The sequence below is a fragment of the Paraburkholderia bannensis NBRC 103871 genome (genome assembly GCF_000685015.1).
Classification (GTDB): domain Bacteria; phylum Pseudomonadota; class Gammaproteobacteria; order Burkholderiales; family Burkholderiaceae; genus Paraburkholderia; species Paraburkholderia bannensis.
The window spans coordinates 1-13,253 of record NZ_BAYA01000052.1; the positions used below are offsets into that span (position 1 = coordinate 1).

Genomic DNA, 13,253 nt, shown 5'->3' on the forward strand with positions numbered 1-13,253 from the left:
CCTACTGGGCGTCACCGGTCGGCCGTTCTGCTCGTTTTTACACGTCCTCGGCCATGAAGCGTCACTCGCCGCTCCCGTTAATCGGACGCTCAGACGTCCGCTCGCCACCAGAAATCGGACATCGAACAGGCGAGCAAATGGGGCGTCGTCGCTCCGGGCGAATTCAGCATCAGTGGAGTGAGACGTCCGGCTCTAACGCAAGCCAGACGTCCCGTAAGCACGCCATCTTCGGTCAGCGATAACGCCGGCCACTTGACCCGCTCAACGTCGCCCGGAACCCACTGTCTCAGGATGGCGACCTTACTCGGGCCATAGAGCCGGAAGATGACGAAATAGCCGCGACCTGCTGGCGTAGCCAGCCAGTTCGCCTCTTTGCCCGGAGGGGCTAGTTCACCGGTAGATGGATCACGTAGTCATTCCAGCGGAGAACTTCTGGTCCATCACGCTCTATGAAATGGAGAATTCACAAACCCCCGGTAAGGGCGCGAAATGCGGCATGGCGTTTGTCGACAGCGAGGGCAATCCGATTACGGGCGACAACAACTTTCTGGGCGGGTTTGTCGCGCGAGCCGAGCGAGGGGAACGGCTGCCCGTTGGCGAGCCCCGAAGCCCATGCCAGGACTCAGCGCGTAATAGTCAGGCATAGCGCTTCCCATTCGCATCGGGTTCTCCGTCAAAACACTTTGGGAACGCGCGCGACGGCGCGCCCTCATCCGAACTGTGACATCGCAGTTTTGTCTAAAAGCGGGGGGTTCACTATCGGGGTTTGGGGCAACTGCGCTTGCCCCGAGGGGCAATTGTGTTTTCCTCTACGGCAACACGAAGCGGTGTTTGAGGCGATGCAGTCCAGGCTGGATCGCCAGCTCGACGCCATGACGATGCGACGGCGGACGGTTAAGCACGTGTTCGGCACACTCAAGCACTGGATGGAGACGACGCATTTCCAGACGAGGGCACATGGCCATGTCGCCGCTGAAAAGAGTTTGCACGTGCTGGCCTACAACCTAAAACGGGTCATCAGGATTCTCGGGTTCGCAAAGACGATGCGTGCAATGAAGCTGGCAGGCCCGTGAACTCCCGCGCGTCGACGTCGTTTGCCAGTAAACACGATCGTGTCACCTGCCTGCGTCTCGGCCTAACGCAAGTGCGCTCCCAACCGGGTGTCACCGGTGGGCCGGTCTGTGTGTTTTTACACGACCTCGGCCAATATCTGCCATCAGCATGTGGACTATTGCATGTCCGATGTCGGAGGGGGGGATGCGGTCATGCATGCAAGTCGGACGCGTCTCAAACGGCAGCCCGCGCAGTTGGGTCTCGTGGATTTTGGCGCAACGGAACCCAACCGGAATGGCTGTAATATGTGTCACTTTCGCGACGGGGCGAGCGGCGCGCCGTCGAACCTGAGGTGATGCCCTATGTTCGGCCGGTTCATGCCCAGAGATGGCAACTTCTTCGAGATCTTCAACGCTCATGCCCGCTATATCGTGGAAGGCAGTCACGCGCTCGAAAAGCTGATCGAAAATATCGAGGACGCGGAGCGTCACCGGCGCAATATCAAGGTCATCGAAAAGTCGGCCGACAAACTCACGAGTAACTGCAACGACCTGTTGCACAAGACCTTCATCACGCCACTCGATCGCGATGAAATCCAGCAGTTGATCAACGCGCTGGATGACATCATCGACGTCATCGAGGATGTCGCGAACACCATCACGCTCTACGACGTGCAGGCGCTGCCCGATGACGCCATTGAGTTCGCTCGCCTGAGCACACGAACCGTCATCCAGGTCCAGCAGGCCGTCAGCATGCTGTCCGACATGAAGCAGGCGGACCAGATCCTGCAATGCTGCACGGCAATCGATGAGCTTGAATCGGAAGTCGACAGGTTACTCCGTATCGCCATTTCGCGACTGTTCCGCGAGGAAGAGGATGTCAAGACGCTGATCAAGCTGAAGAGCGTCTATGAACTGCTCGAGACCATCACAGACAAGTGCGAGGTCGCCGCCAATATCATCCAGGGCATCGTGCTCGAAAACGCCTGAGCGAGTCCGCACATGCACCCGATTCAACTCGCCATCTGGACGGTCGTCCTGCTGGTCGCCATCGCCCTCGTGTTTGATTTCATGAACGGGTTCCACGATGCCGCCAACTCCATTGCAACCGTGGTATCGACCGGTGTCCTGAAGCCTCATCAGGCCGTGGCGTTCGCGGCGTTGTTCAACGTCATCGCCTATTTTGTCTTTCACCTCGGCGTCGCCGCCACGATTGGCAAAGGGACGATCGATCCGGCGATGGTCGATCATTACGTGGTGTTCGGTGCACTGGTCGGTGCCATTGGCTGGAACTTCATCACCTGGTACTACGGCATTCCTTCCAGTTCCTCTCATGCGCTGATCGGCGGGCTGGTCGGCGCGGCGCTTGCAAAATCCGGCTGGGGCGCATTGAACATCAGCGGCATCATGAAGACCGTGGCCTTCATCGTCATCTCGCCGGTCCTGGGCTTTGTGCTGGGCTCATGCTTCATGCTTTGCATCGCCTGGTTCTATTTCCGTGTGCCTCAAAGCAAGGTGGACCGACAGTTCCGGCGACTGCAACTGATTTCCGCAGGGCTTTACAGTCTTGGACACGGTGGCAACGATTCCCAGAAGACCATCGGCATCATCTGGATGCTGCTGATCGCGGCAGGATATGCGTCGCAGCATGCCGATGCGCCGCCGCTGTGGGTGGCCGCAGGATGCTACACGTCGATGGGTCTGGGCACGCTCTTCGGCGGTTGGCGGATCGTCCGGACAATAGGCCAGAAGATCACGAAGCTTAAGCCCGTTGGAGGGTTTTGCGCTGAACTTGGCGGCGCGCTCACGTTATTTCTCGCCTCTGGCTTTGGCATTCCCGTGTCGACCACGCACACCATCACCGGGGCGATCGTCGGCGTCGGCGCGACGCACAAGCTGTCCGCCGTACGGTGGGGCGTCGCGGGCAATATTGTCTGGGCCTGGGTGCTCACGATCCCGGCTTCAGCCGCATTGGCCGCCGCGGGATGGTGGGTCGGTAGCCGACTGCTCTGACGCCTGGGCCAAGTTTTTTTAGTCTGCTCGAACCGCGCCAATGTGTGTGACACTATTGTCACGTCGAGGTGCCAGATGCAAGGCGCCCTTTCAAAGGACCTCAAGAACGTGCTGTAGCCGTCGCCTATCGTGCTGATCCTTCTGAATCTGCTTTCTGGCGTGTCACTTCTGGTGTGGGGCACGCATATCGTTCGAACCGGCATCCTGCGTGTCTTCGGCGCGGATCTTCGCGCGATACTGGGGCGCAGCACAGGCAGCCGGCTCAAAGCCTTCCTCGCGGGCCTCGGCGTCACCAGCCTTGTGCAGAGCAGTAACGCGACTGCGGTCATCATCACGTCATTTGTGGCGCAGGGCATGGTGTCGCTCGCAAGCGGGCTGACTATCATGCTGGGCGCCGACGTGGGCACTGCGCTGATGGCTCGCGTGCTGACACTCGATCTATCGTGGCTGTCGCCACTGCTGATTCTGGTTGGCGTACCGCTTTTTCTCACACGCAAGCAGACGCGCGCAGGTCAGACAGGACGCACGCTAATCGGGCTCGGTCTGATCCTGCTGGCTCTCCACCTGATTGTGGAAACCGCACAGCCCATGATGCAGGGCGCGGGTGTCAGGGTGATGTTCAGTGCCCTCACCGGGGACACTGTTCTCGATGCGCTGGTCGGGGCGGCATTTGCGATGCTCTCGTATTCGAGCCTCGCCGCCGTTCTCTTGACAGCCACCCTCGCATCCTCCGGCGTCATTTCGCTAAAAGTCGCGCTATGTCTCGTTGTGGGCGCGAATCTTGGAAGCGGACTGCTCGCACTGATGAGTGCACTGCCTCAAAACGCGGCGGCGCGCCGGCTCTCCGTGGGCAGCTTCGCCTTCAAGCTGCTGGGGGCATTAATCATCCTGCCGTTTGCCTCGCTGCTTGCAGGCGGCTTGCCGGTACTGATCGCGAATCCGCGTGAGGCCGTCGTCGGCTTCCATCTCATCTACAACACCGTGCGATGCTGCGCCTGCCTCACGCTGGTCGACCGGGTCGCCGCCATCAGCCGGCGATGGTTGCCTGACCGACCGCTGGCGTCCGGCGAACTGCGTCCACTGCATCTCGATCCCGCCGGGCTGGTCACGCCAGGCTTGGCTCTGGCCAACGCATCGCGTGAGGTACTCCGGATCGGAGACATCGTGAGCGTCATGCTGGAAAACGTGTCGGAGCTCCTCCGACGCAATGATCTCGCCGTCGCGCGCGAAACCATGCGCATGGACGATGACGTTGATCAGTTGTACGCCGAGGTCAAAAACTACCTCACGCTGATCTCGCGTGAGCAGCTCGATGAGGCCGAAAGCCGTCGATGGACGGACATCATCTCGCTGACCATCAATCTCGAACACGCTGGCGACATCATCGAGCGTATCGTCAGCGACATCGAAGAGAAGAAGATATCCCAGCGGCTCGCCTTCTCCGAGGAGGGCCTGGGTGAACTCGATGATCTGCACGCGCGACTGGTGAGCAATCTGCGCCTTGGGCTGTCCGTGTTTCTCAACAATGACCTGCGCTGCGCAGAGCAGCTTCTGGCCGAAAAGGAACGCTTTCGCGATCTGGAGCGCGTGTATTCGCACAAGCATCTGGACCGGCTTGCAGGACAGTCGCTGCGCAGTGTGGAAACGAGTGCCCTGCACCTGGATCTGATCAGCAACATGAAGAGGCTGAACTCGCTCTTCTGCGCGACCGCCTATCCCGTGCTCGACGCTGCGGGCGCGCTTCATGAAACCCGCCTCCGCAAGCGTTCGCTCGACAGTCTGCACACCAAAGAATAGCTTGCCGGGCAGTGCGCGTCGGATTTCGCTCAATGTGTTGTGCAGATAGGTGGGCATACGGTCGGGCGGCTTGTCTGGCCTCCGTTGAGAAAAATGCAACACCGGGGTCACGGTCAACTTGTCGCACTGGGCCGCGCGCCGTATGCTGTGGGGAGCCTCATAACCAAGGGCTCAGCAAGGTATCTGAGTCTTGAGATAGTGCCGTTCGGGCAATTGAATAATGAAACTCTCGCATAAGCTCCATTCTCGAACCGCCACACCGTTCTGGTTGCTCGCCAGCGGGCTGCTCCTTTCGATTGCTGGCGTGACCATCTGGTGCCACCCTGTGGCGTTGGGCCCCGCAGGAGAGACACATCAGTCACTGGCAGTCACTGCCATTCTGATTGGAGTCATCCTGACCGTGTATGCCCTCCATGAGGTGTCACAACGGCGTCGCTAGGCTACGCCTGGAGCCTCCTACACCCGTTTCTTGATTAGCGCCTCCATGCGTCGTGTCACCCAGAGAGGCGCGCTCCATCTGCATTTCACGCGCATCGGGAAATACGGGGCATGGCGCTTACTCAACCACTCAATCCACCAGATTGCAGGACACCAGCACCTCGCGAAGCGCGCTACTGTCCGTGTATTGATGGGCGTGAAGTCCTGCAAGGCGGGCGCCGTCGACATTGCTCCGGAGATCGTCGATAAGCAATGCCCGGTTCGGCACGACCCCGAGCAGGTCCAGGCAGCGATGAAAGGCAGCCGTTTCGGGCTTCGCTGCCTTAAACGACGCGGAAGCAAAGACAAGCTCACCGAAAATACCGGCGACTTCCGGACAGAGGTACGTGATGTTGGTCGCCACTATCTGCGGATTGTTGGTAAGCACCGCAATCCGGCAAACCTTCGACACTGCCGATGCCAGATCCAGCACTGCATGGTTAGGCATGCATCGCCTGTTTTCGAGTCCTGAGCCAGTCTTTCTCTGCGACCCTGCAACCAAGCAGCCTTCCTGTTTCGGCGAGATATTGGTCATCGTCAACCAGGCCCGCGTCAGCCCTGGCCTCAAGGCCTGACGACCAGACGGCGTCGATGACCTCTTGCTCCGTGCGGCCAGAGAGCGCGGCCAGCCCCCGAACGCGTGCCTTGCGGTCGTAGTGACACAGGACGTCGTCCATATCGAACAGCACAAGTGCGAAAGAATTCATTGATCAATCTTGGCCCGCCGCACCCATCTACCTGGCGTGGCTCTCTGCCGAATCGGATTTTCGAAAAAAGGAGACTGTATTCCGGGCGCTATCCAGCGGGCTGTACCGGGAATAGCTGTATGCCGGACGGTGCCAGCTAACATGCCGGCGTAGTGTGTCCCTGGTTGCGCAGACAACCGCCTGACTGCGCGAGCACCACCGGAGCATTCCGCGAGTTTGCACCAGTTTCCTGATTGAACAGCAGGTCGACAATTTCGCGGGTCGGCACACTGGTTATGAGCGTAGCCACCTTGCGCGGACGAAACCACCGGCATCGCTGAATTTCGTTGTTCGGGGTCGGTCGGGCATCGTCAGGCAGCACGGAAAAGAACACGTGATGGCGCTTGTTCAAACCACCAAACTGGAACAGGTAACCCAGTTCGCAACCATCGAGCATGGTTTCCTCAGCGAGTTCTCGCCTCGCCGCTTCCACCGGCGATTCGTCACGACGGATGGTTCCGCCCGGCAGCGACCACCTCGATCGCCCCCGTTCGACGAGGAGGATCCTGTCATGTTGCCAGCAAACGATGGTGGCTCTCTCTTTCATGCTTCCAGGTTTCCTCACAGGTGCTATATTTTTTAGACGAATCCAAACCCTGCCTTAGGAGCCAAGGGCTGGGTTTGACCGGGTGCGCTCGTGTCAGCAATGCTCGGGCCCGATGCCGCAACTGGGAGGCGGTGTCGGACAGCCTATTTTGACGGGGAGAAAATCAGATGAAAACCCGTTCTGCGTTCGAAATCTGCCTGCCGCTGGGGATCTTCGCGTGCGCCTGTGTCATCTCGATCCCGACACTGGTTCTGGCCGCGATCTGGATGTCCATCGGCGTCGTGTCTCTGGGTTACCGGTCTCTTGAAGACTTCCCGTCCGACCAGATGCCCCGCGCATGGCGGCACGGTTGGCGAGGCGCCTGTCTGCTTTTTTATCACCTCGCCTGGTGGCCGTGGTACACGCGCCATGAGCTAAGCCAATTAGTGCATGAGACGAGGCGCAGACTATTCGCCCGGCATACCACGCGCAACAAGGATGTGACGGCCAGCAGTGAGAGCAGCACGGAGGAGTGACGGACATCGCGGCTGAGCGCGTTAGTGTTTCCGGCTGAAGTTGGCCGCACCACACTCCGATTCCCCTCGTTGATCGCGCGATGCAGAGTCCATATCGATACCGATTGGCCAACGCACGCAGCATTCTTCGTCGCGGTTTCCGGACATTCAGAGCGGGCATCAAGCCTCGAACGCATTGCCACCTGGCTCAATCTCGCGAACGGATCCAGTGACACCATTCATGATGATCGAGATTGCGGAGCAGATTGGCCCTGCGTCGTTCCCGCCGGTAGTGCGCGAGTGCGCCGCATGTGGCGATCACCAGAACGAACACCCCAAACGCCATGCCCAACCAGGATGAGTCCACGTCAGTCTCCTCGGGAACACCGGATTGCAGCCCACGGTATGGACCACGCGCTCAGGAACACTAGCCCGTCTTGATGACAAACGTCTCTGACCGCTGGTCAGTACACCCGTGCAATCGCGCGCAGCACCGCGTCGCCGCGGGGTGTCACACGAGGATACGCAATATCCGATTCAGGAGACTCGTCCACGACCAGTTCAAGCGCGCGCAGCGCGACCAGTTCGGCGCGGTCCATCTCAATGCGCCCGGGCGCATCCTTGAGCAGCAGCAATGTGGCCAGCTCGTGGGGACTCAGCATGTTGGCTCCCTTCCGACGTCGTAACAGTAGAAAGAACGGATGGACCGGCTTCGCGGTCATGTCACAACACAAACGCGAAACAGAGCTGAAAAATCTGGGCAAGGCGTCGTTCATGTGAACGACACCCGTGACATCACGGAGCCAACTTCGACGCGTGTGAGCGGCGGGTGATGCCTTGTTTCCGTGACTGGAAGAAATACGGGCGAGCGTTCGCAGCGCTGGCGACGTGGGGAGTCGCCCGGATGGCGGTTGTGGCTTCCGGCATCTTTTCACGAATGCTCATCGGTTATCTCTCAGGTTCCCGTCAACGCGAACGGACCGCTGCCACTGCGGCTCTGATCAGGAGCCCCACAATCCCGGGCGGCGGGAGCGGGGCTGATCTAGAGCAGACATTCTAACTTCGTTGAATGGACTCCAATATTCGCTTTGACCCAGGTGTTTCCCCACTATATGGGACGCCGCCGCGATCGAGCATGAGCACCGCCGACGGGAATTTCACCGCCATGATCCGGCCGTTGCGCCTGAAACGGTTGCTACAGATGCGCGATGACGAACTCAATGAGGATCGTGGCAGGAGAGATCGTCCACAATCTTGCTCGCCGCGCTGAAGCCGCCCATCAGGGCATCCGCTTCCGAGGCGAAGGGCCGCCCACCCGCCTCGCCAAAACGCAATGGCGAAAACATCGCGACCGTGGTCTGTGCCCGGAAGATACGCACGATTGCGACATACCCAGTCCGGGCCCACACCGCCTCGCGGAAGTTCGCGCCGGTCTTCATCTCCGCCTCGGCCGATATCTCCAGCGTGTAGCCTTCGTAATCATAGGTTCGTGTCATGGCGTGCCTCCATATCAGTCGCGACAGCATGGGTAGAGACCCAACACGCTGCCGGCACACACCAGCATAGACGTGCGCAGACCAACCGCCCAATCCAGTCGATCGCGCTCAAGGCTGACCCCACTTTCGGGTTCCGCTGCCAGTAGAAGGCTCGACAGCCGTCCCAGACTTCCTTTCATTCCGTTAAATCCCAAACCAAATTCCATTCTGCGAGATTGACTCGCGACTCGAAGCCCGGATTGTGACATTTTTATGACGAAAGGGCCGAGCTGACGGGGTGCAATGGGCACGTACACGGCACCGGCGAAGCCAGGCGGAGGGCATACGATGCCCGAATGCCAACGCTCCAGTCGCGGGCCCAGCATCGGGGGCGTTGTCGAATTGCGTGGCGGCAAGCATGGACATCAAGGGCGAAGCGCTTCGCGGCCCATTGGCCCAAACATTCGCTTCCTAACAGGCCGTTGAAATACCACCCGGTCTGACGCATTTTTCCTTGCGTGCGTCGCGGCGGACGCCGCGAAACGCTCGATTTCAGTTCAAATAGCGCAACTCAGTTCGCGATTGACGTTCGCAAGCACCGATTTCGGCGCATCACGCGCTTTTTGGGCGCAAAGCGGCCAACGATCTCAGTCGCGTCAAATTGTAGGCCGCCATCGTCAGCGTGAGCAATTGATCCACTTTCTCCAGCCCGCGCACCATCACCTGTCGCAGCGGCCCGATCGTCTTGCCCCAGCCGAAGCACTGTTCGATGCATTTCCGCTTGCGCTGGCTCAGCGCATACCCCAGATGCCGACTTGTACGCCCATCAATGGCGCTGCCGCCGCTGCGCTTCGTGTTGCGCGCGACGTGCGGCGTCACGTTGGTATCCCGGCACGCTTTGACGAAACCTCGCGTGTCATAGCCCTTGTCCGCGCCAACCGTGATGCGTCGGTCTGGATCCGATACGTCCCGCAACATCTCGGCGGCCACTCTCCGTTCTGCCCGGCCGTTCGCCTGGCTCGCCTGAACATTGACCACCAGACCATGCCGGTTGTCCGTCAATACGTGGCCAAGATAGCTCGGCAGGGCCGGTGCGGCGCAGCTCTTGCGATAGAGGCGGCTGTCGCCATCGCTCTTCGATTCATGGGTTTCGTTGCTGCGCGTTTCGCCATGCCAACTGCCCGGCGGCCGGTCGTCATCACTACCGTCTTTGCGCCGGATACTCTTGTGGCTGGCCCACGCCTGGATCAACGTGCCATCCACGCTGAAGTGATCACCCGACAGCAGGCAGCGCTTCTGCGCCGTTTCCACCGTCTCGTTGAACAGGTCCGTGACGACGTCGAATTCCAGCAGTCGATCCCGGTTCTTGCTGAACACCGAGTGATTCCAGACCGCGTCCTCGATCGACAAGCCAACGAACCACCGGAACAGCAAGTTGTACGAGAGCTGCTCGACCAGTTGTCGCTCGCTGCGGATGCTGTACAGCACTTGAAGCAGCATCGCCCGCATCAGCTTCTCTGGCGCGATGCTCGGGCGACCACCTTTGATATCCGCTTCGTACATCTTGGCGAACTTCCCATCCATCTTGCTCAGGGCTTCGTTCAGCCACGTCCGGATCTGACGCAGCGGGTGGGTTTGCGGCACAAACTCCTCCAACCTCACCGTGCTGAACAGCGATTCGTTGTAGCTGTCGGCGCCTCGCATCTCTCGATCTCTTCCTTGTTTCGCAGAACTACATCGTGCAGCATGGACGGCGTTATTTCAACGGCCTGCTAATGTACGGAACACCGGCGGCGTCGAGAATGGCCCGCGTCTGCATGAGCGTAGCGTGCCCCACCCTTTTTCTCGCCAGTGCAACGTTGCTGGCGAATGAAATGCAACGTTGCGTTTCTGCAAAGCGTCGCTTCGCACTTCAATGACCTCGACCTCGGACATGCGTCGCTCAGCGAACAGAAACGCACCATGTCGCGCGGCCTCGGTGGCCTCCTCCGCGCCCAGCACGGGATCAGCAATTTCAGCACAGCAAACCTTCCGCCACATATCCGTTGTCTTCAACCCGATTGAAGCACGGACACTATCAGCAAGAAGTAAAAGTCAGAGCGCGCATAAAAGTGCCACAAAGATTGAAATATCGCGCGCGGCGAAATTGTATCGACATGCTGACCAGGAACAACGGCATCCTATTGAACCAAAAATCGCTCCGCGACGAATCGGCAGAGCCGGCATGGAAATCCGGTCGCGGCGGTAGCCTTTAAAAACATGCATCCGGCAAACAGTCTCGAACGTAACTCCCGTTATTGCCCTGCCGTACCGGCGGGACATAACCAGGAGCCAGGCGATGAGAACACTGATGACGACCATTGCAGCCCTCTTTGCGATTGCGAGCAGCGCCCTGCCCCATGCCGTATTCGCCGCGGGCAATGCGCATAGTGCGGCAACGGCAGGTATGACCTGGCATGGAGACCCAATATCCGGACCGACAAGCCCGCTGCCGCAGGCGCAGCAGGCTCAGCTCGCCGCAAAAAGCCAGACCCCTCAAGCGCCCGCCAATCCTCCGATGATGCAGACGGCGCCAGCCGGAAACGGTCAATGAGGATGCGCGCCTTCTGCATCCGATTTCTTTAGCGATACGTATAAGCGCTTGCCATCCCGCTAGTGTGATAGCGCCCCGAGTCGGGAACCGGCGTCGCGATGGCGACCTCAGGAGACAATTCATGAATCGAACTGTTGGCATCGCGCTGGCTGCGGCAACGCTGGCTTCACTGGGTGCGTGCGGTGGCGGGAATGACCTTACTACGACACGGGTGGTGCAACACCCAGAGAATCAGGCAATCTGGTCCGCGCTCGGTGGTGATTCGGCGGCGCCCCCGGCCGTAGCAGGCATCGTCAACTCCGCAGTCACCGGTCTCCTCGCGGATCCGGTCGAGGCGCCGTATTTCGCGGCGGTATCCGGCAATACCACTCGTAGCAGCGCTGCCCATGACACGCCTGCCCGACTCGAGGCTTGTCTCACGCTCCAGTTCGAATCGCTCCTCGGCGGCCCGTACACCTATCCGGGGCCAGTCAAGGTTAGCGGGGATATCGACGCGCAACCGGAAATGTGTCAGGACATGACGACCGCTCATAACGATGTTGGCGTGCCTGGCTGCGTATTCGACCAGTTCATGGTGGACCTGGTCGCAACGTTGCAAAGCAAGCTGCCTGCCGCCGATTTTTCGGCCTTGACCTCGACGACAAATGGAACATACGAGCTCACCGAGAAAAATTCGGCCGGCATCGCGGTTGGCACCAAATTTCAGTACAGCGCGGTGCCCACGTTGTTCAACCTGCGCACCACCATAACCAATGCGACACCTGGCGGCCCGGTCTATCTGTCTCCGACGGTGGCCACATCATGTTCCAGCTAACCGCTGCGCGAACGACGCGCCTCACGACCGGGATCGTCGCGGCGGCTTGCCTAAGCGTCGCGGCGATTGGCTGGATGCACACGCCACAGGGCCGGAAGGCTCTGGCGAATCTGGGTATCGGATGTCCGGTCAACAGCATCGATCCCCATGTTGTGCTCGCGATTCAGCAGAACGCCATCTCGCGTGAAAGAGGCTTGACTGCGGCGCCAGGTCGACCGGCGCTAGGGTTGCAGCTTGACCGCAGCACCGAGGCCCAGATCGCCGTAAAGATGATCCACGAAAACGTGCATTGCGACGCGCTGTCACGCGGGCTGCGCTACCTGCGATGCCGGGGCGTGCCCGCGCAGTTGCTTGGCACGAATGGGCCGCCCGTGAGCGAAATATGGTTTAGTTTTGGACCGGCGCACACACTCATGGCCGTCAATCTGTACCGTCGCGACATGACCGAGTCCGAGGCCCGGCAGAGCTGGAAGATTGCCGTGGAAAACCTCCGGCGCGCTCTCGGAGTTCCGGCATCGACATCTGGCGACACCACCCTGGCGTCGCTGATGAAAAAGCCGGTTGCGGTCGCGCGGGTGAACTATGCCTATTCGGACTACGTCGCGACAGTGACTGCGTCTCATATGCCCTACGGCGGGCTGGCAGTACGCGAGCAGTATATGTCGGCAAGGGCGGCAGAATAATTAGACATATTGAATGCCGCGTTTCAGATAGTTCCTGCCATCAAGCGGAAGATGCCAGCCCGAGCAAAGGCTGGCGTCAAACGCAAACTCGCAGTCGGCACAGCTTAGCCTTCGCTGCTGATTCCCCTGAGCATACAAGGCGAAGCGACGGACGCTTTGTCAGTTCCGTCGCTTGCGAGCCGTTGGTGCAGGGGAGCAAAGAGTGCGCCACGGTGCGTCACGCTATACGCCCCATCTCCCCGCATCGTGCACCCCGGCTTACTGCGACATCGAACCCGATGCAGGATGGTCCATACCCATCGCATCGTGCTTCTTCATCTTGCTGCTTTTCTTCATCGAATCGTGTGACATGCTCTTTTTGCTCATCGCATCCTTGCCCATCGAGTCCTTTGACATGGAGTCCTTTGACATGGAGTCCTTCGACATCGAGTCCTTCGACATCGAGTCCTTCGACATCGAGTCTTTTGCCATCGCATCGCTTGCTTGCGCAAACGCTGCCGATGCGCCCATTGCCAGTGTCGCTGCGAGGACTGCCGTGATAATTCGCTTCATTGCTGATCTC

Annotated in this window: 14 protein-coding genes and 2 pseudogenes; 8 read left to right on the top strand and 8 right to left on the bottom strand. The window is 59.6% G+C overall.

The window, feature by feature from the left end; all coding sequences use genetic code 11:
* Nucleotides 1-89: 89 nt before the first annotated feature.
* Nucleotides 90-374: pseudogene (locus BBA01S_RS48725) on the bottom strand (hypothetical protein); the annotation flags it as partial.
* 375 nt (nt 375-749) lie between these two features.
* Between BBA01S_RS48725 and BBA01S_RS37385 the strand changes: the two are divergent.
* The 4 genes and pseudogenes from BBA01S_RS37385 to BBA01S_RS37400 form a co-directional block, all read left to right on the top strand.
* Nucleotides 750-1,073: pseudogene (locus tag BBA01S_RS37385) on the top strand (IS5/IS1182 family transposase); the annotation flags it as partial.
* Nucleotides 1,074-1,415: 342 nt separating this feature from the next.
* Nucleotides 1,416-2,042: a DUF47 domain-containing protein gene (locus BBA01S_RS37390; protein WP_027820869.1), complete on the top strand. Its 627-nt coding sequence runs from the start codon at nt 1,416-1,418 to the stop codon at nt 2,040-2,042.
* A gap of 12 nt (nt 2,043-2,054) precedes the next feature.
* Entirely contained in the window at nt 2,055-3,065 is a 1,011-nt protein-coding gene (locus BBA01S_RS37395) for an inorganic phosphate transporter (protein ID WP_027820870.1), read from the top strand.
* Nucleotides 3,066-3,194: 129 nt separating this feature from the next.
* Entirely contained in the window at nt 3,195-4,862 is a 1,668-nt protein-coding gene (locus tag BBA01S_RS37400) for a Na/Pi cotransporter family protein (protein ID WP_027820871.1), read from the top strand.
* Between the two features lie 568 nt (nt 4,863-5,430).
* Here BBA01S_RS37400 and BBA01S_RS44600 read toward each other — a convergent pair.
* The 3 genes from BBA01S_RS44600 to BBA01S_RS45605 all read right to left on the bottom strand — a co-directional run bounded on the left by BBA01S_RS44600 (nt 5,431) and on the right by BBA01S_RS45605 (nt 6,632).
* Nucleotides 5,431-5,787, bottom strand: coding sequence for an HAD-IA family hydrolase (locus BBA01S_RS44600; RefSeq protein WP_167336087.1), 357 nt, complete (start codon nt 5,785-5,787; stop codon nt 5,431-5,433).
* Entirely contained in the window at nt 5,780-6,046 is a 267-nt protein-coding gene (locus BBA01S_RS47735) for an HAD family hydrolase (RefSeq protein WP_167336088.1), read from the bottom strand. Before BBA01S_RS47735 ends, BBA01S_RS44600 begins: the two co-directional genes overlap by 8 nt.
* 136 nt (nt 6,047-6,182) lie before the next feature.
* Nucleotides 6,183-6,632 carry an NUDIX hydrolase gene (locus BBA01S_RS45605; protein ID WP_084162786.1) on the bottom strand — a complete coding sequence of 150 codons (450 nt, stop codon included), beginning with the start codon at nt 6,630-6,632 and terminating at the stop codon, nt 6,183-6,185.
* A gap of 167 nt (nt 6,633-6,799) precedes the next feature.
* Here BBA01S_RS45605 and BBA01S_RS37410 point away from each other — a divergent pair, with 167 nt between their 5' ends.
* Nucleotides 6,800-7,147 carry a hypothetical protein gene (locus BBA01S_RS37410; protein WP_027820872.1) on the top strand — a complete coding sequence of 116 codons (348 nt, stop codon included), beginning with the start codon at nt 6,800-6,802 and terminating at the stop codon, nt 7,145-7,147.
* A gap of 443 nt (nt 7,148-7,590) precedes the next feature.
* On the opposite strand, the gene BBA01S_RS37415 is transcribed toward BBA01S_RS37410, so the two are convergent.
* The 3 genes from BBA01S_RS37415 to BBA01S_RS37425 form a co-directional block, all read right to left on the bottom strand.
* Nucleotides 7,591-7,788 (bottom strand): hypothetical protein, encoded by a 198-nt coding sequence (locus BBA01S_RS37415; RefSeq protein WP_027820873.1) that lies wholly within the window; start codon nt 7,786-7,788, stop codon nt 7,591-7,593.
* Nucleotides 7,789-8,343: 555 nt separating this feature from the next.
* Complete coding sequence (locus BBA01S_RS37420; RefSeq protein ID WP_027820874.1) at nt 8,344-8,622, bottom strand: hypothetical protein; 279 nt, start codon at nt 8,620-8,622, stop codon at nt 8,344-8,346.
* Between the two features lie 591 nt (nt 8,623-9,213).
* Nucleotides 9,214-10,305 carry an IS5 family transposase gene (locus tag BBA01S_RS37425; protein ID WP_027820875.1) on the bottom strand — a complete coding sequence of 364 codons (1,092 nt, stop codon included), beginning with the start codon at nt 10,303-10,305 and terminating at the stop codon, nt 9,214-9,216.
* Nucleotides 10,306-10,939: 634 nt separating this feature from the next.
* Between BBA01S_RS37425 and BBA01S_RS47390 the strand changes: the two genes are divergently transcribed.
* The 3 genes from BBA01S_RS47390 to BBA01S_RS37440 all read left to right on the top strand — a co-directional run bounded on the left by BBA01S_RS47390 (nt 10,940) and on the right by BBA01S_RS37440 (nt 12,691).
* Entirely contained in the window at nt 10,940-11,194 is a 255-nt protein-coding gene (locus BBA01S_RS47390; protein WP_156966247.1) for a hypothetical protein, read from the top strand.
* A 121-nt stretch (nt 11,195-11,315) separates the two neighbouring features.
* Nucleotides 11,316-12,008, top strand: coding sequence for a globin family protein (locus BBA01S_RS44610; RefSeq protein WP_052392070.1), 693 nt, complete (start codon nt 11,316-11,318; stop codon nt 12,006-12,008).
* Nucleotides 11,996-12,691, top strand: coding sequence for a hypothetical protein (locus BBA01S_RS37440; protein ID WP_027820877.1), 696 nt, complete (start codon nt 11,996-11,998; stop codon nt 12,689-12,691). The genes BBA01S_RS44610 and BBA01S_RS37440 overlap by 13 nt, the downstream gene beginning before the upstream one ends.
* A 258-nt stretch (nt 12,692-12,949) precedes the next feature.
* Here the strand turns inward: BBA01S_RS37440 and BBA01S_RS37445 are convergent, their stop codons facing one another.
* On the bottom strand, nt 12,950-13,243 hold the full coding sequence (locus tag BBA01S_RS37445; protein ID WP_027820878.1) for a pentapeptide MXKDX repeat protein: 294 nt from the start codon (nt 13,241-13,243) through the stop codon (nt 12,950-12,952).
* Nucleotides 13,244-13,253: the final 10 nt, after the last annotated feature.

What these genes read in the sequence shown, in the direction of transcription:
- BBA01S_RS37390 (WP_027820869.1), top strand. Translation starts at nt 1,416, where the DNA reads ATGTTCGGCCGGTTCATGCCCAGAGATGGCAACTTCTTCGAGATCTTC.
- BBA01S_RS37395 (WP_027820870.1), top strand. Translation starts at nt 2,055, where the DNA reads ATGCACCCGATTCAACTCGCCATCTGGACGGTCGTCCTGCTGGTCGCC.
- BBA01S_RS44600 (WP_167336087.1), bottom strand. Translation starts at nt 5,787, where the DNA reads ATGCCTAACCATGCAGTGCTGGATCTGGCATCGGCAGTGTCGAAGGTT.
- BBA01S_RS47735 (WP_167336088.1), bottom strand. Translation starts at nt 6,046, where the DNA reads ATGAATTCTTTCGCACTTGTGCTGTTCGATATGGACGACGTCCTGTGT.
- BBA01S_RS45605 (WP_084162786.1), bottom strand. Translation starts at nt 6,632, where the DNA reads ATGAAAGAGAGAGCCACCATCGTTTGCTGGCAACATGACAGGATCCTC.
- BBA01S_RS37410 (WP_027820872.1), top strand. Translation starts at nt 6,800, where the DNA reads ATGAAAACCCGTTCTGCGTTCGAAATCTGCCTGCCGCTGGGGATCTTC.
- BBA01S_RS37415 (WP_027820873.1), bottom strand. Translation starts at nt 7,788, where the DNA reads ATGCTGAGTCCCCACGAGCTGGCCACATTGCTGCTGCTCAAGGATGCG.
- BBA01S_RS37420 (WP_027820874.1), bottom strand. Translation starts at nt 8,622, where the DNA reads ATGACACGAACCTATGATTACGAAGGCTACACGCTGGAGATATCGGCC.
- BBA01S_RS37425 (WP_027820875.1), bottom strand. Translation starts at nt 10,305, where the DNA reads ATGCGAGGCGCCGACAGCTACAACGAATCGCTGTTCAGCACGGTGAGG.
- BBA01S_RS47390 (WP_156966247.1), top strand. Translation starts at nt 10,940, where the DNA reads ATGAGAACACTGATGACGACCATTGCAGCCCTCTTTGCGATTGCGAGC.
- BBA01S_RS44610 (WP_052392070.1), top strand. Translation starts at nt 11,316, where the DNA reads ATGAATCGAACTGTTGGCATCGCGCTGGCTGCGGCAACGCTGGCTTCA.
- BBA01S_RS37440 (WP_027820877.1), top strand. Translation starts at nt 11,996, where the DNA reads ATGTTCCAGCTAACCGCTGCGCGAACGACGCGCCTCACGACCGGGATC.
- BBA01S_RS37445 (WP_027820878.1), bottom strand. Translation starts at nt 13,243, where the DNA reads ATGAAGCGAATTATCACGGCAGTCCTCGCAGCGACACTGGCAATGGGC.